Source organism: Arthrobacter sp. D1-17, assembly GCF_054130535.1.
Map to the genome: position 1 here is coordinate 1,033,506 of NZ_CP096382.1, position 22,855 is coordinate 1,056,360.

Consider the following 22,855-nt stretch of genomic DNA (forward strand, 5'->3'; position numbering starts at 1 on the left):
GGCCGCCGATGATGCTGTTCCTCGCCAGGAGAACGGCGGCCCTGGTGGCCGCCGTTCTCCTGGCGTCCTTCGTGGTCTTCCTCATCCCTTACGTGACCCCGGGCGATCCCGTGCGGAAGATCATCCGCTCCCGGGTGGCCGGGGACATGGTGGACGACTCCGACGTCCAGTCCCTAGCCCTTCAACTGGGTCTTCAGGATCCGCTGTGGACGCAGTACCTGCGCTGGCTGGGCCGGCTGGTCAGCGGCGACATGGGCCTGTCCTACACCAGCCGCACCCCGGTGGTGGAGCAGGTACTGCCCGCCCTCTGGATTACGCTCAGCCTTGTGGTTATGACCTTGGCCGTGGCGGCCCTGGTTTCCGTGGTCCTGGGCATCACAGCCGCTTTGAACGAGGGGCGGGTGGCGGACAAGGCCATCACCGCGCTCAACCAGGCACTCATCGCGATGCCGGAATACTGGCTCGCGCCGATGCTGGTGCTCGTCTTCGCGATCCAGCTCTCCGTGCTGCCCTCCGCCGGATGGGAAGGCCCGACGTCGGCAGTGCTGCCCGTGGCCGTCCTCGCCTTGCGCCCGGCGAGCCACTTCACGTCCGCCGTGCGCGACGGAATGCTCGAAGCGCTGGCCGCCGACCACGTGGCAGCTGCGCGGGCACGCGGACTCAGCCACTTCCATACCGTGCGGAAGCACGTCATCCCCAACGGCCTGCTGCCGCTGACCACCCTGGTTGCCGTCTGGTTCGCCGGGCTGCTGGGCGGGTCCGTCATCATCGAGGTCATCTTCGCGGTCCCGGGCATGGGCCGGCTGCTCTTCGACGGCGTCCTGAACAGCGACATCCCGCTGGCGCAGGGCGCGGTGGTGGTCGTCGTGGGGCTCGCCGTCCTGCTGACGACGGCAGCTGACCTCGTCCACGGGCTCCTCAACCCCCAAGTCAGGATGCGCCATGCGTGACCTAGCCCTGCGAATCCTGGCTACGCCTATCCGGCGCCTGCGCATCCCAGGCGTGCGGAACCTGCCGGTGCACCTGCGGATTGCCGTTTCGGTGCTCGCCCTGATTGTTCTGTCCGTTGCCCTGGCCGGCTGGGTCGCTCCCTATCCGCCGGCCCAACAGGACCTCGCGTCCAGGCTGGCCGCGCCCGGCTGGACGCACTGGCTGGGCACCGACCACCTGGGCCGCGACACCCTGAGCCGACTGCTCGACGGCGGGCAGTTCTCCTTGACCATCGCTGCCCTCGCGACGGTGCTCACCGCGGTAATCGGCACCGCGATCGGCGTACTCAGTGCACGCCGGCGGGGCTGGCTGGATGAGTTCTTCACCCGCACCAGCGACGTCCTGCTGGCAATGCCGGAAATGGTGGTGGCACTGTTCCTGGTGGCCGCAATGGGTGCCGGCTATCCGTCGCTGCTGCTGGCGCTGACAGTGACCGGCTGGACCCCCTTCGCCCGACTGGCCAGGGCACTCGCGTACGACGTCTCGGCACGCGGGTTTATCGATGCCGCCCGCGTACTCGGTTGCCCGCCCTGGTTCATCGTCATGCGGCACATCCTGCCCCATCTCGCCGGGCCGCTGCTCGGCCAGGCCACGCTGCGGTTCGGGCAGTTCCTGATCAGTGTCGGCGCCCTGTCCTACCTTGGCCTCGGAGTGCAGCCCCCGCAGTCGGACTGGGGATCGATGCTCGCCGCGGCCCAGCCTTACGCCGTGAGGTCGCCGATGACCATTCTCGCCCCCGGCCTGGTGATTTTCACGGTGGCGCTGTGCGTTACGCTTCTCGGCCAGCACCTGGCGCGGATGTCCAGCAGCCGGCTGCTGCTGGCTACCTCAGTCCCCGCACCGGCGGTCAGCCATGCGTGAGGGCCTGATCATCGAGGACCTGCACCTCATGCTGTGCGGCAAGCGGCCGTCCGGCAGGGCGCTGTCCAGCAAAGCGCCGTCCCGGGAGGCGCTGTCCCGCAAGGCGCCGTCCCGGGAAGAACCGGCCGGGCGTCCGGTGCTCTCCGGCGTCGGCCTGTCCGTGGCACCTGGCGAATTTGTCGCCCTTGTGGGCGCCTCCGGAAGCGGCAAGACCCTGACCGCACTGTCTGTCCTGGGACTGCTGCCGCCCCAGATGCACGTTGAATCCGGTTCCATCCGGCTGGGCGGGACAGACCTCCTGGAGTCCGATGACAAGGAGCTCAACCGTATTCGCGGCGGCCGGCTGGGCATGCTGTACCAGCAGCCCAAGCGCATGTTCAACCCGCGGATGACCATGGGCAGCCATCTGGCCGAACCGCTGAAGCTGCACCGCGGACTGCGCGGTCGGGGTGCCAAGGTGCAGACGCTGGACCTGCTGTCCGACGTCGGCTTTGAGGATCCGGCCCGGTGTTCCCGCGCCTATCCCCATCAGCTTTCGGGAGGCATGGCCCAGCGCGCCATGCTTGCACTGGCCATGGCCGGCCAGCCGGAGATGCTGCTCGCCGACGAGCCGACCTCGGCGCTGGATAAGGTGCTGGAGCGGCAGATCCTGGAGCTGATCGACAGGCAAAGGCGCCAGCACGGGCTCGGGGTTCTCTACATCACCCACGACCTGGCCACCGTCTCCGCGTTCGCTGACCGCGTGGTGGTGATGGACGGCGGCCGCGTCCAGGAAGCAGGTCCGGTCAGGGCGGTCCTTGACACACCCCGGACTTCGTTCACGAAAGACCTCCTGGCGGCGTCTGCACTCACCGCTGCACCGACCACCGCGCGGCCCCCCGTCCGCATTCCGCTGCGGGCACTGCTCCAGGCCCCGTCGGTGCGGACCCCGGCCGCAGGGACCCCGGCGGCCGCGACCCCGCTGCGGACGCCGGTCCGCATCCCGGCGCGCCCACTGACGGAGGGGACGTCGGTGCGGACACCGCTCCGCACTCCGGTCCACAGGCCTGGAGGATCCGCAGCCGAGCCCGCGGCAGCACGCACCATCCTGGCGCTGGAAAATGTCACCAAGCGGTTCTCGTCCAATGGCCGTGGCGCCCGGCCAGCCTTGGCGGGAGTGTCGCTCAGCCTGCGCGAGGGTGAGGTTCTTGGCGTGCTGGGCCAGTCCGGCTCCGGGAAGAGTACCCTTGCCCGGCTGCTCGTCGGGGTGGAGGCTCCGGACGGCGGCATCATCACCCGGTCACTCCGAGCGGGTGAGTCCGGCGCCCGTGAGGACGGAACGGCCGTGCAGCTCGTCTTCCAGGAGCCGCACGATGCCTTCGACCCGCGCATGAAACTGCGCGCCAGCCTCGAAGCTCCGCTGCTGCGGCGCCGGAACCTGACCGGGGACGAGCGCCGGGAGCGCATCCACAGGGCGGTCCGGGATGTTGAACTGGAAGCCGACCTGCTGGACCGGTATCCGGGCCAGTGCTCAGGAGGCCAGCTGCAGAGACTAACGATCGCCCGCGCGCTTCTGCTGGATCCGGCGGTGCTCATCTGCGACGAGGCCACTTCGGCGCTGGACGCGGTTACCCAGCGCAAGGTCCTGGACCTGCTGCTGCGCCTGCACGGCGACCGCCGGCTTGCGCTCATCATGATCTCCCACGACATGAACGTCATCCGGTACATGAGCCACAGGGTGGCAGTGCTCTACCAGGGAGCCTTGGTGGAACTGGCACGCACCACGGACTTCTTCGCGAACCCCCTGCACCGGCACAGCAAGCAGCTCGTCGCTGCGGCCCGGCCGGAGCCTCGGGCAGCCGTTACCAGCCACGCGCTCATCAGCAGCAGGTAGCGCGAACGGACACTTAAGCCCCCGTCAGGCCCCGGCCCAGCGGCGGAGGGTGCTGTTGACCAGACCGATCAGGGCGGCCGTCCCCCAGCACGCCCGGGAGATGCTGAGCGCGATCAGCAGACGGAGGCGCAGCCTGCTCGCCAGCTCGCCGAAGCCGCGGGTCAGAGTACGGCCGGCCCATGCGGCGGGGGAATGACGGGGATAAGCCCCGTGGGGAGGCCGATCTCGGCGTCCTCGGGGCGGTCCTGGCTCGCCCTCTCGATCGCAGCCTGAAAATGCGGCAGGCTGTTCTCCACCATTTCCTCGCTGGCCGTGAGTGACATGCGGAAGTAGCCGGGTGTCTCAAAGAGGACGCCAGGGAGGACGAAGACGTCCTCATGGCCGAGGGCTTCGGTGAACGCCTCGTCGTCGGAAATGGGGCACTGGACGAACAGGTAAAAGGACCCCTCGGGCGGCCGCAGCCGGTAGCCCATGCCCGACAATTCCTCCACGAGACGGTCGCGCTTGCGCTGGAGCTGGTCCACGTCGATGGTGAACTGCTCCAGCCGGGGCAGCGCGACCTGCAGGGACCCGTTCGGAAAAATCCAGCCCATGGCCACCTGCAGCGCCTCAATTGCCGGACGGAGCTCCTCTCGGTCCGGCATGGTGGAAGGCAAAGCCAGATATCCTATTCGTTCCCCCGGTGCCAGATGCGTCTTCCCATACGAGTAAGCCAGCAGGGTGTATGGGTAGAACTCCGTGGGACTGTGGAAGCGGGCGCCGTCGAACACGATCCGGTTGTAGGGCTCATCCGAGATCAGGTAAATGCGCCGCCCGATCCGGACAGACGCCTCCTCGAGCAGTTCTGCCACGCTCTGCAGCAGTTCAGGCGGATAGATCCGGCCTGTGGGGTTGTTCGGAGAATTGACGATGAGGGCGCGTGTGCGCGGTGTAATGGCGGCATCGATTGCGGCCAGGTCAAGGTCGAACGTCTTGAGGTTGATCGGAACCTTGACGGGCACCAGGCCGGCCTCGACGGCGAGCGGCTCGTAGAGAAACCATGGCGGCAGGCTGTAGATGACCTCGTCGCCTGGATCGGTCACGGTTTTGAGCGCCAGCGTAAGGGCAGTGAAACCTCCAGTGGTGAGGTACAGGTCCTCAGGACGGAAAGGAACCTCCAGCAGCCGGGTCAGCGATTCGGCGGCGGCCTCCCGGGCGTCAATCTCGTTGGTTTTGTAGGCGAACCATTGGTCGTTGCGAGGGCGGACCGTGTCCGCCAGTGTCTCAACATACGCGGACTGCGGCATCTGGTGCGGGTTTCCCAAGGTGAAGTCACAGATGCCGGACAGGTACCGCCGTCGTGAGTAGATGGAATCGTTGAGGAACGCATTGATCCGTTGAAAGGACGGGATCGACGCAACGCCGAGCGCGCGCCGGGAAGCAGGGGAACCGGTCACGGCCCGGTCCGATCCCCATGGCTTTCGCCGGCACGGACCTTCTTGGCGGTCAGAAGCAGGTACTCCCAATCCATCTGTGATGGCGCGTCGCCGTGTGCATCGCTGTAGGCTGCGGCCAACTCGGTGAGGGCCTGGTCCAGGGCCCTGACCTTCTCCTCGTCCCCGGCCAGGTACTTGTACACGGAGATGGTGGGGCCGTAGTGGGACTTGAAGTAATGCAGGAAGTCGTCAGGCTGGTGGAAACTGGTGATGGTCACCGTCTGTTTCCGGGCCTGGACGTCCGTGACGTTGCCGCCCAGAAGTTCGCGCACGTGCTCCTCGCTGCCCCACAGCGGCGGAGGCTGCGCTCCCGGTGGGGGTGGGGGCGCGAACGGCCCCATGGCCGAGAACATCTTCCCGAGGAAGCCCTCCGGGGTCCAGCTGATCAGCCCGATCGTGCCGCCCGGGCGGCAGACCCGAAGCAGTTCGTCGGCGCTCTTCTGGTGGTGGGGCGCAAACATGACACCCACGCATGACATCACCACATCGAACTCACCGTCCGGAAACGGCAGGTCCTCCGCGTCCGCTTCCATCCATTCCAACTCCACGCCGCGGTCGGCGGCGAGGCGGCGTCCGGCATTGAACAGCTCCGGGGTGAGGTCGCTGGCCACTACCTCGGCCCCCATCATGGCCGCAGGGATGGCGGCGTTTCCGGCTCCCGCTGCGACGTCCAGCACCCGTTGCCGGGGATGGATACCGCACGCCTCCACGAGGATGGCGCCAAGGTCCGGGATCAGCTCGCTTGCGAGGGCCGGGTAATCGCCCTGCGCCCACATGGCCCTGTGCTTTTCTTTGAGCGCCCGGTCTGCCTGGACCGCGTCTGACTGGACCGCGCCTGACTGGACTGTGTCTGACTGGGCTGACTGCGCCCCCGCCGGCTCAGCCTGGTTTGCTTCCGTCTTGTCGTCCACGTCGGCCTCTCTGCTGCAGGACATTGCTGATGCAGGCTTGACTGACAGCGCACTGCTGACCCAGTGGACGCTGTGGTGCGACTTATTGTCGGCCCCGGCGCGGGGCTTGTAAAGGTGCTTGCGCTGAAGTGCGCTTACCGCGCGGGTGCGTCCCGCCGTCGAGCGGCATAGGCGAACAGAGCAGTGGTGGCCACCGTGGCCAGATACCCGGCGATCACGATCAGCGAAATCCCCGCCCAAAAGTAGTTGGTGGTGCTCTCCTCCTGGCCCGGCAGCGGCGCGATTTTCACCAGCGAATACAGCGCGACAGCCGCCGACGCCAGCCCGAGCACCACCGGCAGCCCGATCCACAGCCGCGACGACGCCCAATGCCCGTTGAAGGCGTCCCATGTATTCCACTCGTGGCTGCCCGTGCGGATGATCAGCCAGCCGGCAGGAATCATGAAGCAGCCCACGAGGAGGAACGCGGCCACCACGTCGGCCGGCCGGTGCCACTGGTTCACCAACGTGGACATCCCGGAGGCAACCGCGAAACTGCCGCCCACGAACCCCGCCATCGGCCGCCAGCGCGGTGAGGCCATCAGGAACACGGCCGCGGCCGACGACGCCGCCAGCGTGGTGTGCCCCGACGGCAGCGAGTTGAACTCGAGCGTCTCCACGCCGCGGTCCGGCCGCACCAGCAGCAAGTGCTTGAGCACCTGCGCCGCAACGTTAGCCGCCACGCACGCCACCAGCGCAATACCGGCGGCCCGCCAGCGGCGGTGGATCAGGGTGACAAAAAGAACCACGACGGCGGCCATCACCAGTGAGATGGTGGGCAGCCAATCCAGGAACCGGGTGGTGGCCTTGCCGGCAGGCCCGTGGATAGCCACAGCCTCGACGAGCGCGGACTCATCGATGAACTGGCCGGTGGTGGTCCGGACGAAGTAGTAGTACGTGGCGGAAAGCCCCGCCATGCAGGCCAGGGTAGCCAGGGCGAAAAGGAATCCGGCGCCCCTTGCGAGGCGCATCGGGCCCGGGCGCTTGCTGCGTCCGGGATTCCTGAGCTGGTTCCTGAGCTGGGAAGTCATCGTAACAAGGGTGTCACAGGTTGCTGGGAACTGCCTGTTCGTTGGGGTGAATGCAGCCTGTCTGTGGTGCGGCTCCGGATGCCCACTAACTTGCTCAATCCCAAGGCGGGCGTCTTCCACATCGCCACCATTCCCCAGTTCATCCCCGCACGCATCTCACCCTTGCTGATGGGCATTTTGCTCGCCGGCGTCCATTGCCTGCTGGCCACGGTCTGGTTCATTCTGCTGATCTTCGGCACTGGCTACGCCGCCGGCGGGCTCAAGGGGCCCGAAGCATCCGTACCCCCGAAGCATCCGTACCATCGACAGCATCACCGGAACCGTCCTCGTGGGTTGCGGCCTGAAACTTGGTGATAAACGCCGGGGGTCGACAGTGCAAGGAGGGCCTATTACGTTGGCCACATGAGCGAAAACCTGGACGATACACGCACTGGCTCTGGCACCGGACCTGGTTCTGGCACTGGTTCCGGCACTGGGCGCGATACCGGCGGTGACGCTGAGAAAACCGTCCGCGACAAGGACGACGTCCGCAGTACCTCGCCCGAGGGAGACCTGAGCACCAGGCTGGACCCGGACGTCATTCCGCAGCAGGGCGATACGCCTGAAGTGGAGCGGACCAGGGAACACCCGGAGGAAACCGGCAGCTGACGGGATTCAGGCGCGGCCGCTGTTCACAGTTCACTGTTGAGGGGCCCCCGCCGGATAGAGTTTGAGCATGGCCGGACTCGCGGATGTTCTGGGCCCTATCCTGGAACTGATGTCGTGGGTGGGGTTCATTCCCGGCGTGCCCCTGCTCGTATGGGGCCTGGTCATCAGCAAGCGGCGGTGCGACTGGACCACCACCACCGGTGAGGTCTACACCGCCGGGGGCTTCACCGGATTCCGTTGGGTGGACCAGGAAAATACGCCGCGGCAAACACTCGTTGATGCCGACGTGGCGCGCGGGCTTGAGGCCGGAAACCACGTGCAACTCCACTACGACGTCTGTCACCCCTCCCGCTGGGGGCTGAGGCCGCCGAAACACGACAACACCGTGCTGATCCTCGGCTGGATCCTCACCGGTCTGGGCCTGCTGTGCACGGCGGGCGGGTTCGTGCTCTTGCTCTTTTAGCCAGGTCCGTTCCAGTAGCCGAATCCGTTTCAGGCGTTACTCGTGGCCGGCAGTGCTGCCCATGCCCTGCCTCCGTGCGGCCCGCGGTGCGCCTCCGTTCCGGTTCCTCTCCCGCAGGTGGTTCAGCAGCGCCTGCTCTGGATGGCCAGGGTTCTCCGCCAAGTGCCGCAACAGCCGGCGCCGGACGTCCGACCGTGGATCAGTAGTCGAAAGCACGCTTTGGATGATATCCAGGACCTGCTGATGCAGCTCGGAGTCGTCGATAGTGATGGTGGACGGCTGGCTGTTCGGCACACCAACCGTGTAGCCCCGCCGCTCCGGCGGGATGTGTTCATGCAGGTCACGGTAGTTCGTGTGCATCACTGACTCCTTCTTCGGGAAGAACTGGGGTGCTGGTGCGTTTAGTCATCTCTGCCGCCGCTGTCGGCCAGGCCCGCACTGTCATCCGGACCGCTGTCATCCGGTCCGGTGTCGTTCGATTGGCTGTCATCCGTGCCATCCGTGTCGTCCGTTTTAGCGGAGGCAGACCCGGCTGGAGGGGGAGCAGCGGGTGACGTGACCTGTGTTGGTATGACGTGCTGAACAACGCCCGGGCCATCGTCGTCAGCGTCCTGGGTTTCGGCCTGCTCTGTGGTTTGCGGCTGGGCCATATCAAGGCGCCGGGGAGCTTCGCTGGAGCGGAACCTGTCAGGTGCGGACGCAGAGGAGCTGGAAGCAGGAGCCGGCGCGGACGAACCGGACACGCTGGAAGATGCGGCGGGATCGGCCACGACCACTCCTGTGGGCTGGTTGGTCGGCGCCGCCGCCAGCGACTGTGCCCAGATCCCAAGACCGGCGAGGCCGATCGCGGGAATGCTGAGCACTGACCACTTCTTCACTGCTCCGCCTTCCCTAGCTGGTGTGATTCCACTCTCGGCCGGGAAGGTGAAGCAGGGATGAGACGCAGATGAGATTCTTCTCATCTGCTGTGAGGGTGGCGCGTCTTAGCCGGGAGCGGCCCCGCCGTAGCCCGAGCCGCCGTAGCCCGTGGCGCCGTCGTCGGTTCCACCGGTCCCGCCGGTGCCGTCGTCATCCTCGGGTTGGCACACAATGCGGTAGCCCACGCCCCGGATGGTCTGGATCCGGTCCTGGCCGAGCTTGTTCCGCAGGTACCTCACATAGACGTCCACCACGTTCGAGGAGCCTTCAAAGTGGTAACCCCACACGCGGCTGAGCAGCTGCTCCCGGCTCAACACGCGGCCGGCGTTCTCGATGAGCGTTCGTGCCATTACGAATTCGCGGGCTGAGAGGTCAATGGTGCGCCCGCCGATTTCTGCTGTCCGCAGGTCGATGTTCAGTGTCAGGTCCCCACATTTAAGCGTGGGCGCCGCGGTGACCGGTGAGGTACCCCGGAGCCTCAGCTTCACGCGCGACAGCAGCTCCTCAAACCTGAACGGTTTGGTCATGTAGTCGTCGGCTCCGCCCTCCAGCGCGGCGACGGTGCTCTCCAGGCTGTCCGACGCGGTAAGGACGATCACCGGGACGGTGGATTGCATGGCACGAAGGTTCCGGAGGACCGCGAGCCCGTCCATTCGTGGCATTCCGATGTCCAGGATGAGCAGGTCGTACTCACCGGACGAGGCATAATCCAGCGCCTTTACTCCGTCCGAGACCTGCGTGGTGGTGTATCCGGCCGCGGTGAGGCCCTTGACGAGGAACGCGGCGATGCGCGGCTCGTCGTCTGCGATGAGGATGCGGGTCACGGACTGCCGCCGGGGTTTGGAAGGATCGCCGCTCCCAACGCCAATCGGGTCGCCTTGGTCTTCCCCGTGGGACGTGCCGGCCTTTTTGCTTCACTGGCCTCTTCATCCTCGGTGACGCCGCCGCCGGACGGAATGGTCAGGATGAAGCGGCTGCCCTGACCCACGGCCGATTCCACCCGCACAGTCCCCCCGTGCGCTTCTGCGATCGCCTTGACGATGGAAAGTCCCAGGCCGGAGCCCTCCAACGCTCCCGCAGCATTACGGCCCTTGAAGAAGCGCTCGAAGATGCGCTCCTGATCCTCGTCAGGGATGCCGCTGCCGGTGTCCGACAGCCAAATTTCCAGGTCCGACGCAAGGTGAGGCCGTCCGCCCAAAGCCGTTCCGCCGTCGTCGTTCTTTGCCCAGGCTGCCCCCACGGAAATTTTGTCACCCTCGGTGGTGTGCCGCACCGCGTTGACCGCGAGCTGTTCCAGCGCCTGCATCAGCCGGTGCCGGTCAGCCCGGACCAGCCCGCCCGGCTTGGCGTCCAGCTCCCAGATGCGCGGCGCGAAGACCTTGATGCGGTTCAGGATGTTCTCCAGGAAGATGTCCGCCTCGATCCACTCCGGTGACACGAAGTCTGGCCTGCCGCTGCGGGCAAGGATGAGCAGGTCTTCGACGAGAACGTGCATCCTGTCGAGTTCATCCAGGAGCAGGATCCGGGTCTGGTCCACATCCTCGGGGTCACCGGCGCGCAGGAGTTCCAGATAGCCGCGGATCACCGTCATGGGGGTACGGAGTTCGTGGCCGGCGTCGTGCACGAAACGGCGCTGGTTCTCGAAGCCGGACTCAAGCCGTTCCAGCATGTGGTTGAAGTTCATGGCCAGCTGGGCAACATCGTCCGTGGGGGCAGTGACTTCCACGCGCTTCGTCAGGTCCTCGAACGTTGTGTTCTGGGTGGCTTCCTGGAGGCGGCGGATCGGGCTGAGCAGCCGCCCTGTGATCACGTAGCCCATCCACCCCGCCACCGCGAGTGTCGCCACGGCGGCCAAAGCGTATGTCCACATGGACCGGATGACCTCGTCCCGCTGCCGCCCGATCTCATTGGAGACCACCAGGAGCCCTTCTCCGGGCCGGCCCTGCAGCCTCACTGACGTGATGGACAGCCGGACGGCCCGCCCGTCGATCACGGTGTCCTTTACTACAGTCTCGCCGGGACGGCTTAGGGACCAGATCTGTTCCCTCACTGCGTCGCTGCGCAGGTTCGTGGGCTGCATTCCGCCAGGGAAGATCATGTTGCCATCACGCACCATGGTCAGCAGCGACTCGTGCCCGCCGGGCGTCTCTGAGCGCAGGAACAGGGTGAACAGCTCGTCCAGCGATGTGAACCCGGGATTGCTGGGGTCCGGCTTCACCAGCGTCTCCAGGTTCCTCCTGGGGTGCTGGAGTTCCTCGTTTACGCGGTCGTCGAGGGTCCGAAGCTGCGCGACGTAGGTGACAGCGCCGGAAACCATCAGGCCCATCGCCATTAACAGCAGCAGGGTGGCCAGCACGCGGAACCGGACGGAGTGGACCTCCGCACGCAGCTCGCCCAGCAGAATCCGGGGCGGTTTCATGGCGCGGCCTTGGCTAGGCGTTCCGTGTGCCCAGGTATTACCGCGTTTGTTTCCCCGCAGCCCACAAATTTTTTTTTGGCCGCGGGCACGTCAGCCACGCTACTCAGAACCGGGTACTCGGAGTACTTGGTTCCACCCGCTACTGCCACCATCCGCGCCATCGAACCATCCATTCCACGCTTATCCGGCGGTCCTCCGCGGATCGAGGGCGGCATAAAGCCGCCGGGAACTGCGGTTATTCCAAGATAGCCCCGGATTCTTGGGAAAAACTTGGCAACCCTGCCATCCTCCACTGCGCCTCCCCCTGCGGTTGCAGGGGAGGCCAGGGCAGTTCCCGGGCCAGGAAACGGGGAGGGAGCCGCCTATCAGAAACACAACCAAGTAGTCCCCCTGCCAAAAATCGAGTACTCGCTACTCGTGCCCGTACTTGCCCCAGTGACAACTATGGGTTCAAGCCATTCATGGGGAATGCAGTTCATGGGGATAGTAGGTGCACTAATGGTTCAGACCGTTGCAGAGGATACCCGCTGGTCACGCGGAGTCCGCGAAGACGATTACCTTCCAACACTCACAGAGGGTGGAACGCCGACGCGGCTTTCCATCAACATCCTGGGTCCGCTCAAGGTCCGCCGCGGGGACGTGGTCATCGGATCGCACGAGCTTGGCGGCCCGAAGCCGCGCCAGGTACTGGAAATCCTGCTCCTTAAGCTGGGCACTCCGGTTTCCAAGAACCACCTGATCGACGTCCTGTGGAACGGGCAGCCTCCCGCCGAGGCGCTGTCCACCCTCGAAAGCTACGTCAGCGTACTGCGCCGGCACCTGCAGCCCGGCTCTGGCAAGGGCGGCGCCCTCCGGACGGTCACCGGCGGCTACATGATGGAACGCAGCATGGTGGACCTGGACCTTGACCGGTTCGACGAACTCTTGAAGCAGGCAGGTCATGCCACTCCTGAGGAGTCCTACAAGATGCTCGAGAAGGCACTGGAGATCGCCTCCGTGCCCCTGCTCGGCGACGAGCTCCTGGCCGGCTGGGCCGAAGAGGAGCGGGCACTGCACGCAGCCCGCGTGGCTGGCATCAAAGCCCGTGCTGCCGAAGCCGCCGTGGCTGTGGGGCAGCCGGAACGCGCCGTCGCACTGGCCAGCGAACTCCTCCTGGAGGATTCCATCAACGAGCGGGCCTGGACGGCCCTGGTGCTTGGGCTCGAGGAATCCGGACAGTACATGGAAGCGCTGCGCGCCTACGGACGGTGCCGGCGGGTCATGGACCAGGAAATCGGTTGCCTGCCGGGCCGTGCCCTCCGCGATGCCCATGCCAGGCTGCTCCAGGCCACGGCTGCGGGCGACGACGATGCGTCCGATCTCTCCGACGTCGATTCCCCGCTCCCTCCCGTTAGTTCACAGAGCATGCGCGAAATCAGCATTCTGACCATTGACGACCACAGCACCTTCACGGAACTGCTGACGGCCGCCCTGGACCGTGAGCCGGACCTGCGCAGTGTGGCCTCGGCCACCACCGCCAAGAGCGGCGTGGAGCAGAGCATGGCGCTCAAGCCCGACGTCGTCATCATGGACTACCACCTGCCCGACGGCGACGGCCTCACCGCCGCTGCCCGGATTCTGGCTGACGCCCCGGAGACCCGGATCGTCATGCTCACAGGGGATCCGACCCCGGAGGCCCTCCGCACCGCAGCATCAATGGGCATCTGCGCCTTCCTTCCCAAGGGCGGCTCACTGTCCACGCTGCTGGACACCCTGCGGTATGCACGGGCCGGCAACATGGTGGTCCACCCGTCCCTCGTAGCGCAGCTTGGCATGAGCACTCCGAAGCCGGCCCCGGTTGTCCGCGAGCTGGAGCCTGGGGGGCCGGTGCTAACGCCGCGCGAGCTGGATGTTCTCCGCCTCATGGCAGGCGGCCACGGGTCCAAGGAGGTCGCCAGCAAGCTGGACATCTCACTGAACACCTGCCGCGGGTACGTCAAAGCGATTTTCGCGAAGCTGGGAACGCACTCCCAGCTGGAATCGGTCATGGAAGCTTCACGGCGCGGCATGCTCGAGCAGCCGTCCGATGGCTAGGCCATCCCTTCGACGGCCTGCTCTGCTCCACCCGCTTGAAACACCCCAGCCCGGCCGGTCTGAGGTCTTCAAAGCGGTCAGGCAATTCCTGATCATGGGGCTGGTGGCCCTGGTAGTTGTCACCACCCCCGTGGCGTTCTGGATCTGGTCGGAGGCGGAACATCACGCCCTGGAGAACTCGAAGCAGGCCACGGAGAACCTGGCACAGAACCTGGTTGCCCCGCTGCTGGACGACGGCGTCCTGCAGGGGGACCCCGCCGGCATTGCCCGCCTGGACGAGCGGCTGCGCCCCTGGGTAGGGGAGCGGTCGGTGTTCGAGATCAGGCTCTGGGATGCCAAGGGGCGGATGGTCTATTCCGACGACGAGAAGCTCATCGGCCAGACGTTCAACCTGCCGCATGAGGCCACCGATGTCCTCGCGGGCAAGGAGATCAAAGCCACGCTGGAACTGCAGGCAGACGAGGTGCAGGCCGACGGCGTCGACACCGGGGAACTCGTGGAAGTGTATGTCCCGGTCACGGCCCCCAACGGTGAGCGGCTAGCGTTTGAGGCTTATTACGACGACGACGCTGTCCGTCAGGAGCAGGCCGCGGTTCTGCTGGACATGGCTCCGCCGTTCCTCCTTGCGCTGGGCGTGTTGCAATTGGCCCAGCTCCTTCCGGCCGTGCGGCTGGCACGCCGCATCCAGGCCTACGAGGCAGGCCGGACACGCTTGCTACACCGCGCCATCGAAGCCTCCGAACTGGAACGCCAGCGGATTGCCCGTGACCTGCACGATGAAGTGATCCAGGATCTCTCGGGGCTGTCCTACGTTTTGGAGTCGGAGGAACTTCACCGCCCGGTGGGGCAGCGGCGTCTCTTCTCGGACGCACGCAGGATCCTGCAGGACAACGTACGGAACCTGCGCGCCATGACCACGGAGCTGTACCCGCCGGATTTGAACAGGCTGGGACTGTGCGGGGCGCTGGTACGGCTGGGTGATCCGCTCGAGGAACGCGGGATCAGCCTCGCGCTGGACCTGCCGGCCACATGCGACATGGATCGTGACCGTGCCGCCCTCCTGTACCGAATAGCGCGGGAGGCTTTGGCCAACACGGCCAAGCACTCCAAGGCAAAGCACGCCATGCTGCAGCTGCGGCAGGTGGGGAACCGGTCTGAGATACGGATTTCAGACGACGGCTGCGGCTTTGACCAGGCTCTGGGTTCACCCGAAGGACACTTCGGCCTGCGGATCATGCGCGACACCATTGGTGAAGCCGGTGGGTCGCTGCACGTTCAGTCGGCGCCGGGGCAGGGCACCACCGTGGTGGCTCGGTTTGGGGCGCCCATCGGCGGTGAGTGTGAGGACGATGTGTCCCACACCGCTGACCGTCTCAGCGTTACGGGCATTCCGCGCGGGGAGGACAACAAACGCGCGGGCGGCTCCGCGGAGGTGCCGCAACCGGTGCCGTAGCGGAGGCGTACCCGTCCCAGCCCTGCACTTCCAGATTGCTCAACATTCTGAAAGTGCATGGGTGGTGCCGCGCAGCACCACCCATTACAAGCCGCCGGTCCCTTCAATGGCGCAGGGGCCGGCGCATTCTGCCGGTATGCAGTCCAACGGTAGTTAGTCCAGCGGTCTGCAGTCGAGCAGCCAGAACACGTCCAGAGAAAGCACCGCTGCCATGCCATCGCAGGAACCGGTCGGGCCCGCTGCATTGCAGCACCCGCGGTTCGCGCGCGTCTATGCAAGGGCCGTCGTCGGAATGAACCGCCGCGGCGGCACGCAACACCGCCGCCGTCTGCTGTCCGGCCTGCAGGGAAGCGTCATCGAAGTGGGTGCCGGCGAAGGCTCCTCGTTCAGGCTGTACCCCTCCGCCGTCACAGATGTTCTCGCGGTGGAACCCGACGACTACCTGCGCGGCCTGGCGGAGGAGCGGGCCGCATCCGCGTCCGTCCCGGTCGTTGTGGTGGCGGGCTCAGCCGAGCATCTCCCTGCCCCGAATGCCGGTGCCGATGCCGTGGTCTGCAGTCTGGTCCTGTGCAGTGTTCCGGACCAGCCCAAGGCGCTCGCGGAAATGTACCGAGTGCTGCGTCCTGGCGGTACTCTGGCCTTCTACGAACATGTCCGTTCCGACAGCCGGTGGATCTCGGCTTTGGAGGACGCGCTGACGCCGGGCTGGCAGCGGCTCGCGGGCGGTTGCCATCCCAACAGGGACACGCTCCAAGCCATCACGGACGCCGGGTTCCAGGTGCAGGACAACGAGCGCTTCGGCTTCGCGCCGCGGCCGCTGGTTCCACCGGCGGCGCACATTCTGGGCCATGCCATCCGCCCTAGCTGATCCCGCCGGGCGCCCTGCGTAGTTGCGCCCGAACCGGGCTCCCCGTCGTCGAATCCTCAACCCGGTTTCCACAAAGCTGCCCGGCGGCTCCTTTTCCACATAGCTGGCTTCTCGGCAAAGGTCCGCAGAGGGGCGCCGGTACAGTGAACTCATGCCTGCCACATCGACTTCCGGGGCTTCCGGCTTTCCCCCGACCCCGGGGCTCTCCGCCCGGGACGCCCTGCCACGGCCGGACACCCTGCCCCCGCTTGCCGACCTGCCCCCGCTTGCCGACCTGCCCCCGCTTGCCGACCTGCTTAGCGCGGCGCACGTGGTGTCCATTCCCATGCGCGTAAAATTCCGGGGCATTCTCGAGCGCGAAACGCTGCTGCTCAACGGACCTGCTGGCTGGGGTGAATTCGGCGCCTTTCCGGAATACGGTGATGCTGAAGCCAGCCGTTGGCTCCGCGCCGCCATTGAAGCGGGTTGGCAGGGATTCCCGAAGCCGCTTAGGGACCGGATTCCTGTCAACGCAACCGTGCCGGCAGTCCCCGCGGCACGTGTGCCGGACATTCTGGCACGGTTCGGGCGGGTGGACGCCGTAAAGGTCAAGGTGGCTGAGGCAGGACAATCGTTCGACGACGATGCGGCCCGGGTAGCCGCCGTGCGTTCCGAGCTTCCTGAGGCCGCGATACGGGTAGACGCCAACGGCGGCTGGGACGTGCCGGAAGCCGTCGAGGCTCTGACGCGGCTCGCCGCCTTCGACCTGGAATATGCCGAGCAGCCCGTTCCGGGCATCGATGGTCTGGCCGAGGTGCGTCGCCGCCTGCGCGGGGCGGGCATCCCTGTGCTGATTGCGGCGGACGAGAGCGTGCGCAAGGAGGACGACCCCCTGAAAGTGGCGCGGGCCGGCGCCGCGGACCTGATCGTCGTCAAAGTGGCGCCGCTCGGCGGAGTGCGGCGCGCACTGGACATCGTCGCGGAGGCCGGAATGCCCGCCGTCGTAAGCTCTGCGCTGGACACTTCCGTCGGCATCCGGGCCGGCCTGGCGCTCGCCGCCGCACTGCCGGAACTGCCATACGCGTGCGGCCTGGGGACGGTCTCTCTGCTCGCCGGTGACGTCACCACCGATCCGCTGGTGGCTAACGACGGCGCCATCCGCCTGCGCGATGCCGTACCTGACGAGGAGCTGCTGGCCCGGTATGCCGCTGCTGACGACCGAAAGGAGTGGTGGCTGGCACGGCTGCGCAGGACCTACGCAGAGCTGCGGCGGAGGTGAACTTACAATCCTGTAAGTTCACCGGATCTTAACCAGAGTGACCTCTCACATTTAGTTTTCGCTGGGAGGGTGGGCGGGACCGCAACACATCCCTTGGAAGGTCCTCCATGTCTGAAACCCCCGGGCGCAAGTTTGCCCTGCTGCCCATGCTCGGCCACACCAAAGGCAAGCGCAGCCCCGTCACCTGCGCGCTGAAATGCGACAATGCCTGCTCGGGCGACGTCTGCAACACAAGCTCCAACAGCTACTTCCGCGACATCGCCTCCACCACCATGTCCCGCCGCGCCGCCCTGGGCTTCGGCGCCGCCGGTGCCCTCGCCGTCGTGCTTGGCGGTTCCCTGGCTTCCTCGGAAACGGCAGTAGCCGACGGCGGGGCCGGCCTTTCGGCCGCCGCGAAGAACGGCTACGGCCGTGCGGGTGCCTCCAAGCTGAGCTTCACCGCCATCCCTCCGGTCCCGGCTGACGTCGACGCCGTTACCGTGCCTGCCGGCTTCACCTGGCAGCCGGTCATCCGCTGGGGTGACCCGATCTTCAATGGCGTCCCGGAGTTCGACCTCAACTCCCAGACTGCGGCCAAGCAGGAGAAGCAGTTCGGTTACAACAACGATTACACCGACATCCTCGAAATCCCCGGCAGCAAGGGCCGCCGCGCGGTGCTCTTCGCCAACCACGAGTACACCAACGACGCCATCATGTTCCCCCCGTCCATGCCTGAGGACGAGGAGCGCGCCGTCAGCCAGGCGGCCCACGGGCTCACGGTGGTGGAATTGGAGCGCAAGGACAAGAGCACGCCATGGAGCTACGTGCAGGGTGCACCGCTGAACCGCCGCTTCCTCAACAGCACCACCTACGAGCTGACCGGTCCGGCCGCTGGCTCGTCTCTGGTCAAGACCGTTGACGACCCTGACGGCCGCTGGATCAAGGGCACTCTGGGCAACTGCGCGGGCGGCACCACGCCGTGGGGCACCATCCTCTCCGGCGAGGAGAACTTCCAGGGCTACTTTGTTGCACCCGGAACCTCCGCCGGGGACAAGCGCTACGGTCTCACCAACAAGGCGACTGCACGCCAGTGGGAACTGGACGACCCGCGCTTCAACACGAACAATGCGGGCTACGAGAACGAGGCCAACCGGTTCGGCTACATTGTGGAAGTTGACCCCTTCGACCCCACCTCCACCCCGAAGAAGCACTCCATGCTGGGCCGATTCAAGCACGAGGGTGCCAACGTCATTGTGGCAAAGTCGGGGCGCGTCGTCGCCTACTCCGGCGACGACGAGCGTTTCGATTACCTCTACAAGTTTGTCTCGAAGGCCAAGTATCGCGAGGGCGACCGCAAGCACAACATGACGCTCCTCTCTGAGGGTGACCTGTACGTGGCCAAGTTCACGGGTGACTCCCCGGCCTCCGAAATCGACGGCAAGGGCACGGTACCCACTGACGGTGCCTTTGACGGCAGGGGCGAATGGCTGCCCCTCGTTGTCGACGGCAAGTCGAAGGTCAAGGGCATGTCCGTAGAGGAAGTTCTGGTCTACACCCGCCTTGCCGCGGACAAGGTCGGACCCACCAAGATGGACCGCTGCGAGGACGTCGAGCCGAGCCTGCACACGGGCAAGGTCTACGTCGCGTGCACCAACAACTCCGAGCGCGGCAAGCTGGGCAAGGAAGGCGCCACCGAGGTTAACCCGCGCAATGAAAACCGTGACGGCCACATCGTGGAAATCACTGAGATCGGTGACCAGACCTCAAGGAAGTTCACCTGGAACCTCCTGATGGTCTGCGGCGACCCGGCCCAGGGCGACGTCACCTACTTCTCCGGCTTCCCGACGGACAAGGTCTCGCCAATCTCCTGCCCGGACAACCTGGCCTTCGACTCTGTCGGAAACCTGTGGATCTCCACCGACGGCGCGCCCTCGGGCATCGGCAAGAACGACGGCCTGTTCAAGGTCACCCTTGAAGGGGCCGAGCGCGGCCGCGTGGAGCAGTTCCTCGCCGTTCCCCGTGACGCCGAAACCTGCGGCCCGATCATTCACGACGACGAGCGTACCGTGTTCGTCTCGGTGCAGCACCCGGGGGAGGATGGCACCTTCGAGGCACCGAACTCCTTGTTCCCGGACTACGTCCGCGCTGGCTTGCCGGTGAAGGCCGGCCAGGCAAGGGCCCCGCGCCCCTCGGTGATCCAGGTCTTCCGCACCGACGATTAACCCCACCTACCCTCCAACGCTCTCTCACTTCCTGCGGGTTTCTTGCTGACGCTCTCTCACGTCCTGCGGGTTTCTTGCTGACGCTCTCTCACGTCCTGCGGGTTTCTTGCTGACGCTCTCTCACGTCCTGCGGGTTTCTTGCTGACGCTCTCTCACGTCCTGCGGGTTTCTTGCTGACGCGCTCTCACCTCTTGGGCGGTGAGAGAGCGTTGGTGTTTTGGCGGCGGGATGTGAGAGAGCATCCGGGCTGGGGCGGCAAGAAGTGAGAGAGCGTCGGATGGTGGCAGACTGGTTCGGTGACTTCCGAGGAACCAACTCAGCCTTCTGCCCCTGCTTCCGGCGCCTACCCGTCCGCAGAGCATGGTCAGGTTGCGCCCCGCGAGCACGGGCAGGGCGCTGCCGCTACAGACGGCCAGGACACGGTATCTGACGTAGGCCCACACGTCGGACACAGCCAAAGCCCGGACTCGCTGACATCCATGGCGGCAGCGCGGATTGCCGTTTCGGCGCTGCTCGACGGCGGCGTCCGGTACGTGGTGGTGGCCCCCGGCTCACGCTCAGCTCCCATGGCCTACGCGCTGGCCGAGGCCTCAGCGGCGGGACGACTGGAATTGCTGGTGCGGATCGACGAGCGTTCCGCGGGCTTCACCGCTCTTGGCCTGGCCCTGGTGACCGGCGCTCCGGTAGGCGTCCTCACCACGTCGGGGACCGCCGTCGGGAATCTCCTGCCGGCCGTCATGGAAGCCAACCACGCCGCCGTCCCGCTGGTAGTGCTGTCGGCGGACCGGCCCGAGGAGCTCCGCGGGACGGGCGCGAACCAGACCACGATCCAGTTGGACCTTTTCGGCGAACACGTGCGCTTCGCCGTCGACGTCCCGGCCGGCGAGAGCCCGAAGCGTGCGGTCGACACTGCGCTGGCCGCCGCCACCGGAGCATTCGAGGGCACGCCTCCGGGGCCGGTCCAGCTCAACCTCGCCTTCCGCGATCCGCTGGTCCCGGAAGCGGGGGAGCGGCTCACCGGGACGCGTGGCCGTGGCCCGTTCCGTATCGGCACCGACCCGCTCACCATGAACCTGACGCACGCCACCGCCGACCTGCCGGAGCGGGGGACCGTGGTGCTCGCCGGGCACGACGCCGGGCCGGTCGCCGAGGCGTTCGCCCGAGCCCACGGCCTGCCGCTGCTCGCGGAGCCGTCCTCGAACTCACGGTTCGGCCCCAACGCGGTGGGCCCCTACCGGCTGCTGCTGGAGCACTTCGGTCCCGAGTCTGGTTTGCCGATCGAGCGCGTGGTGGTGTTCGGCCGGCCCACCCTGTCGCGGCCTGTCTCCGCGCTGCTGGCCATGGCCGACGTTCCAGCAGCCCTGTACGAGCCGGTTCCCGTTGCCTGGCACGAGCCCGGCCGCCGCCGCGAGACTCCCATGGCCAGCCTCGCCGAGCTGGCCGAGTTCGCCGGCCGCGGCTCCGCAGCCTGGCTCGACGCGTGGCTGCTCGCCAGCGCCGCTGCCCAGCACGCGCTCGACGGTGTGCTCGCCGCTGCCGATGCGGCGAGCGGCCCGTCCGTGGGAGCCCTCGTCTGGCAGCACTCGCGCGGCCAGCTGGTGCTCGGCTCCTCCAACGGCATCCGCGACGTGGACCTCGCCGGGCAGCCCACCCCCGAACCCGCTGCCACCGTCTTTGCCAACCGCGGCCTCGCCGGCATTGACGGCACCATCTCCACCGCCACGGGCATCGCACTCGGCGGCCACCAGGAAACCACCCTGCTGCTGGGCGACATCACCTTTCTGCACGACGCCGGCGGCCTCCTCCTTGGCGCCGGCGAGGACCAGCCGCAGCTGCGCATCGTGGTGCTTAACGACTCCGGCGGCGCCATCTTCAGCCTCCTGGAGCACGGGGCCGTGGCCGAGTCAGGGGGCTACGGAGACGCCGTCGAACGCCTCTTCGGAACCCCCCACTCAGTGGACCTGGCGGCACTCGCTGCAGCGTACGGCGTCGGGCACTGCACGGTAAGTACGACGGCGGGACTCGCCGAAGCGCTCGCCGCACCGTTCGCCGGGCGCACCATCATCGAGGTACGCGCCGACCGGCACGGGCTCCGGGACCTGCACCGCCGGATCAAGGCTGCGGTGGGCGGAGCGGTTGCCGCGGTCCTCGCGAAGTAACAATAACCTGGCGACGCGCACGTGCCCCGGCGACGCGCAAATAGCCTGGCGACGCGCACGTGCCCCGGCGACGCGCAAATAACCTGGCGCTACCCGAATTCCGTGCGCGCAGGGTAATTTCCGCGTCGCCGGGCTTAAGCCGCCTCATAAACGAGGCCGCGGAGGATATCCACATGGCCCGCACCGCCTCTGTCTGACGGCTGTTACACCATGAGAGTGTACGAGCCATGACGGACCTACCGAGGCTGATCCTCGCCCGTGACAGCATTCAGCAGGGATGGACTGCCAAGATGCTCGCCCACCGCTGCGCAGCGGGTGCCTTGGTCCGCTTGCGCCACGGTGTCTATGTGGACGCGGCGGCCTGGGGGATACTCACGCCCTGGGATCAGTATCGGTTGCGGGTCCAGGCGGCGGCGGAAACGTTCACGGCACCTACCGTCTTCGCCCGGCATTCCGCAGCCAGTGTCTGGGGTGTCCCGACCATCGGTCACCACCACCCCGTGCATGTACTGACGTTCCAGAACGACGGAGGCCGGTCGCGGGCGGGGGTCCGCCGGCACTACGCCGACCCCGCCGGCATGAAGGCGTACCGGCACGACGGGCTCCTGGTGACGGGCCGGGTCCGCACTGTCCTCGACCTTGCAGCATTCACGCCCTTCGCGGAAGCAGTCGTCCCGTTGGATCATGTGCTCCGGGCGGACAAGGTCCGAGGGTTGCCGGCACTGTCGAAGGATGACCTGATGGCAGGCATCGAAGGCAACTACACCGCCGCAGCAACCCGCCGGATCCTCACCGCCGTCGAGTTCGCCGACCCTTCGTCCGCCTCAGCGGGCGAGTCCTACAGCAGGGCACTCATGCATGCCGCAGGATTCGAAACCCCTGTGCTCCAGCATGAGATTCGTGATGATCGCGGACTGGTAGGCTACTCCGACTATTACTGGCACAGTGCCCGGATTGTGGGGGAATTCGATGGCGTGGACAAGTACCTGAAGCCGGAATACTTGAAGGGCCGGAGCCCGTCGCAGGCAGTGGTCGACGAGAAGCACCGCGAGGACCGAATCCGTGCAACGGGCTGCGGCATGGTCCGGTGGGTCTGGGCAGACCTTATGGCGCCCGGGAGGCTGGAACGCAAGCTGGCGGCGGCCGGCGTGCCCCGCCGTCGTGCTCGGTCAGCGCAGTGAACCGGTTGCGCTGACGAAGCGCAGATTGCTCCAT

The 22,855-nt window shown here is 66.5% G+C and carries 20 protein-coding genes; 13 read left to right on the plus strand and 7 right to left on the minus strand.

The genetic code is table 11. The features are described from left to right. Positions 1-8 precede the first annotated feature (8 nt). From M1E01_RS04845 to M1E01_RS04855, 3 genes are read left to right on the plus strand one after another with little or no spacing between them, the layout of a single operon-like run. A complete protein-coding gene (locus M1E01_RS04845; protein WP_457973979.1) occupies positions 9-950 on the plus strand; it encodes an ABC transporter permease in 942 nt (313 codons plus the stop codon). A gap of 52 nt (positions 951-1,002) precedes the next feature. Continuing rightward, complete coding sequence (locus tag M1E01_RS04850; RefSeq protein WP_457974866.1) at positions 1,003-1,851, plus strand: ABC transporter permease; 849 nt, start codon at positions 1,003-1,005, stop codon at positions 1,849-1,851. After that, positions 1,844-3,724, plus strand: a complete 1,881-nt coding sequence (locus tag M1E01_RS04855) for an ATP-binding cassette domain-containing protein (RefSeq protein WP_457973980.1) — start codon at positions 1,844-1,846, stop codon at positions 3,722-3,724. Before M1E01_RS04850 ends, M1E01_RS04855 begins: the two co-directional genes overlap by 8 nt. A gap of 161 nt (positions 3,725-3,885) precedes the next feature. Here the strand turns inward: M1E01_RS04855 and M1E01_RS04860 are convergent, their stop codons facing one another. From M1E01_RS04860 to M1E01_RS04870, 3 genes are all read right to left on the minus strand, one after another. Continuing rightward, a complete protein-coding gene (locus M1E01_RS04860) occupies positions 3,886-5,160 on the minus strand; it encodes an aminotransferase class I/II-fold pyridoxal phosphate-dependent enzyme (protein ID WP_457973981.1) in 1,275 nt (424 codons plus the stop codon). Beyond that, positions 5,157-5,975 carry a class I SAM-dependent methyltransferase gene (locus tag M1E01_RS04865; RefSeq protein ID WP_457974867.1) on the minus strand — a complete coding sequence of 273 codons (819 nt, stop codon included), beginning with the start codon at positions 5,973-5,975 and terminating at the stop codon, positions 5,157-5,159. Before M1E01_RS04865 ends, M1E01_RS04860 begins: the two co-directional genes overlap by 4 nt. Before the next feature lie 269 nt (positions 5,976-6,244). Further along, entirely contained in the window at positions 6,245-7,180 is a 936-nt protein-coding gene (locus M1E01_RS04870; protein WP_457973982.1) for a phosphatase PAP2 family protein, read from the minus strand. Between the two features lie 90 nt (positions 7,181-7,270). Between M1E01_RS04870 and M1E01_RS04875 the strand changes: the two genes are divergently transcribed. The 3 genes from M1E01_RS04875 (at position 7,271) to M1E01_RS04885 (ending at position 8,291) form a co-directional block, all read left to right on the plus strand. Beyond that, positions 7,271-7,534: a hypothetical protein gene (locus tag M1E01_RS04875; protein ID WP_457973983.1), complete on the plus strand. Its 264-nt coding sequence runs from the start codon at positions 7,271-7,273 to the stop codon at positions 7,532-7,534. Positions 7,535-7,582: 48 nt separating this feature from the next. Beyond that, on the plus strand, positions 7,583-7,828 hold the full coding sequence (locus tag M1E01_RS04880) for a hypothetical protein (protein ID WP_457973984.1): 246 nt from the start codon (positions 7,583-7,585) through the stop codon (positions 7,826-7,828). A 67-nt stretch (positions 7,829-7,895) separates the two neighbouring features. After that, positions 7,896-8,291 carry a hypothetical protein gene (locus M1E01_RS04885; protein ID WP_457973985.1) on the plus strand — a complete coding sequence of 132 codons (396 nt, stop codon included), beginning with the start codon at positions 7,896-7,898 and terminating at the stop codon, positions 8,289-8,291. Between the two features lie 36 nt (positions 8,292-8,327). Here M1E01_RS04885 and M1E01_RS04890 read toward each other — a convergent pair whose 3' ends face one another. From M1E01_RS04890 to M1E01_RS04905, 4 genes are all read right to left on the minus strand, one after another. Further along, the gene (locus M1E01_RS04890; protein ID WP_457973986.1) at positions 8,328-8,651 is read right to left on the minus strand and encodes a hypothetical protein; all 324 of its coding nucleotides are present in this window, start codon (positions 8,649-8,651) and stop codon (positions 8,328-8,330) included. Between the two features lie 41 nt (positions 8,652-8,692). Further along, positions 8,693-9,169, minus strand: coding sequence for a hypothetical protein (locus M1E01_RS04895; protein WP_457973987.1), 477 nt, complete (start codon positions 9,167-9,169; stop codon positions 8,693-8,695). A 105-nt stretch (positions 9,170-9,274) separates the two neighbouring features. Then, the gene (locus M1E01_RS04900; protein ID WP_457973988.1) at positions 9,275-10,033 is read right to left on the minus strand and encodes a response regulator transcription factor; all 759 of its coding nucleotides are present in this window, start codon (positions 10,031-10,033) and stop codon (positions 9,275-9,277) included. Beyond that, positions 10,030-11,628, minus strand: a complete 1,599-nt coding sequence (locus tag M1E01_RS04905; protein WP_457973989.1) for a sensor histidine kinase — start codon at positions 11,626-11,628, stop codon at positions 10,030-10,032. The genes M1E01_RS04900 and M1E01_RS04905 overlap by 4 nt, the downstream gene beginning before the upstream one ends. Before the next feature lie 498 nt (positions 11,629-12,126). Between M1E01_RS04905 and M1E01_RS04910 the strand changes: the two genes are divergently transcribed. The 7 genes from M1E01_RS04910 to M1E01_RS04940 all read left to right on the plus strand — a co-directional run bounded on the left by M1E01_RS04910 (position 12,127) and on the right by M1E01_RS04940 (position 22,821). Continuing rightward, positions 12,127-13,701: a response regulator gene (locus M1E01_RS04910; protein ID WP_457973990.1), complete on the plus strand. Its 1,575-nt coding sequence runs from the start codon at positions 12,127-12,129 to the stop codon at positions 13,699-13,701. Beyond that, positions 13,694-15,154: a sensor histidine kinase gene (locus tag M1E01_RS04915; RefSeq protein ID WP_457973991.1), complete on the plus strand. Its 1,461-nt coding sequence runs from the start codon at positions 13,694-13,696 to the stop codon at positions 15,152-15,154. Before M1E01_RS04910 ends, M1E01_RS04915 begins: the two co-directional genes overlap by 8 nt. Positions 15,155-15,365: 211 nt before the next feature. Continuing rightward, complete coding sequence (locus tag M1E01_RS04920; protein ID WP_457973992.1) at positions 15,366-16,022, plus strand: class I SAM-dependent methyltransferase; 657 nt, start codon at positions 15,366-15,368, stop codon at positions 16,020-16,022. A gap of 325 nt (positions 16,023-16,347) precedes the next feature. Then, positions 16,348-17,280 carry an o-succinylbenzoate synthase gene (locus M1E01_RS04925; protein ID WP_457974868.1) on the plus strand — a complete coding sequence of 311 codons (933 nt, stop codon included), beginning with the start codon at positions 16,348-16,350 and terminating at the stop codon, positions 17,278-17,280. 107 nt (positions 17,281-17,387) lie between these two features. Next, positions 17,388-19,481 (plus strand): PhoX family protein, encoded by a 2,094-nt coding sequence (locus tag M1E01_RS04930; protein ID WP_457973993.1) that lies wholly within the window; start codon positions 17,388-17,390, stop codon positions 19,479-19,481. Positions 19,482-19,960: 479 nt separating this feature from the next. Beyond that, positions 19,961-21,640, plus strand: coding sequence for a 2-succinyl-5-enolpyruvyl-6-hydroxy-3-cyclohexene-1-carboxylic-acid synthase (gene menD / locus M1E01_RS04935; protein WP_457974869.1), 1,680 nt, complete (start codon positions 19,961-19,963; stop codon positions 21,638-21,640). Positions 21,641-21,867: 227 nt separating this feature from the next. After that, positions 21,868-22,821, plus strand: a complete 954-nt coding sequence (locus M1E01_RS04940) for a hypothetical protein (protein WP_457973994.1) — start codon at positions 21,868-21,870, stop codon at positions 22,819-22,821. The last annotated feature ends 34 nt before the right edge of the window (positions 22,822-22,855 follow it).

Excerpts from the sequence above, each read along its gene's own strand:
- M1E01_RS04845 (WP_457973979.1), top strand. The coding sequence starts at position 9 with ATGATGCTGTTCCTCGCCAGGAGAACGGCGGCCCTGGTGGCCGCCGTT.
- M1E01_RS04855 (WP_457973980.1), top strand. The coding sequence starts at position 1,844 with ATGCGTGAGGGCCTGATCATCGAGGACCTGCACCTCATGCTGTGCGGC.
- M1E01_RS04865 (WP_457974867.1), bottom strand. The coding sequence starts at position 5,975 with ATGTGGGCGCAGGGCGATTACCCGGCCCTCGCAAGCGAGCTGATCCCG.
- M1E01_RS04870 (WP_457973982.1), bottom strand. The coding sequence starts at position 7,180 with ATGACTTCCCAGCTCAGGAACCAGCTCAGGAATCCCGGACGCAGCAAG.
- M1E01_RS04880 (WP_457973984.1), top strand. The coding sequence starts at position 7,583 with ATGAGCGAAAACCTGGACGATACACGCACTGGCTCTGGCACCGGACCT.
- M1E01_RS04885 (WP_457973985.1), top strand. The coding sequence starts at position 7,896 with ATGGCCGGACTCGCGGATGTTCTGGGCCCTATCCTGGAACTGATGTCG.
- M1E01_RS04890 (WP_457973986.1), bottom strand. The coding sequence starts at position 8,651 with ATGCACACGAACTACCGTGACCTGCATGAACACATCCCGCCGGAGCGG.
- M1E01_RS04905 (WP_457973989.1), bottom strand. The coding sequence starts at position 11,628 with ATGAAACCGCCCCGGATTCTGCTGGGCGAGCTGCGTGCGGAGGTCCAC.
- M1E01_RS04910 (WP_457973990.1), top strand. The coding sequence starts at position 12,127 with ATGGTTCAGACCGTTGCAGAGGATACCCGCTGGTCACGCGGAGTCCGC.
- M1E01_RS04915 (WP_457973991.1), top strand. The coding sequence starts at position 13,694 with ATGGCTAGGCCATCCCTTCGACGGCCTGCTCTGCTCCACCCGCTTGAA.
- M1E01_RS04920 (WP_457973992.1), top strand. The coding sequence starts at position 15,366 with ATGCCATCGCAGGAACCGGTCGGGCCCGCTGCATTGCAGCACCCGCGG.
- M1E01_RS04925 (WP_457974868.1), top strand. The coding sequence starts at position 16,348 with ATGCGCGTAAAATTCCGGGGCATTCTCGAGCGCGAAACGCTGCTGCTC.
- M1E01_RS04930 (WP_457973993.1), top strand. The coding sequence starts at position 17,388 with ATGTCTGAAACCCCCGGGCGCAAGTTTGCCCTGCTGCCCATGCTCGGC.
- menD (WP_457974869.1), top strand. The coding sequence starts at position 19,961 with ATGGCGGCAGCGCGGATTGCCGTTTCGGCGCTGCTCGACGGCGGCGTC.
- M1E01_RS04940 (WP_457973994.1), top strand. The coding sequence starts at position 21,868 with ATGACGGACCTACCGAGGCTGATCCTCGCCCGTGACAGCATTCAGCAG.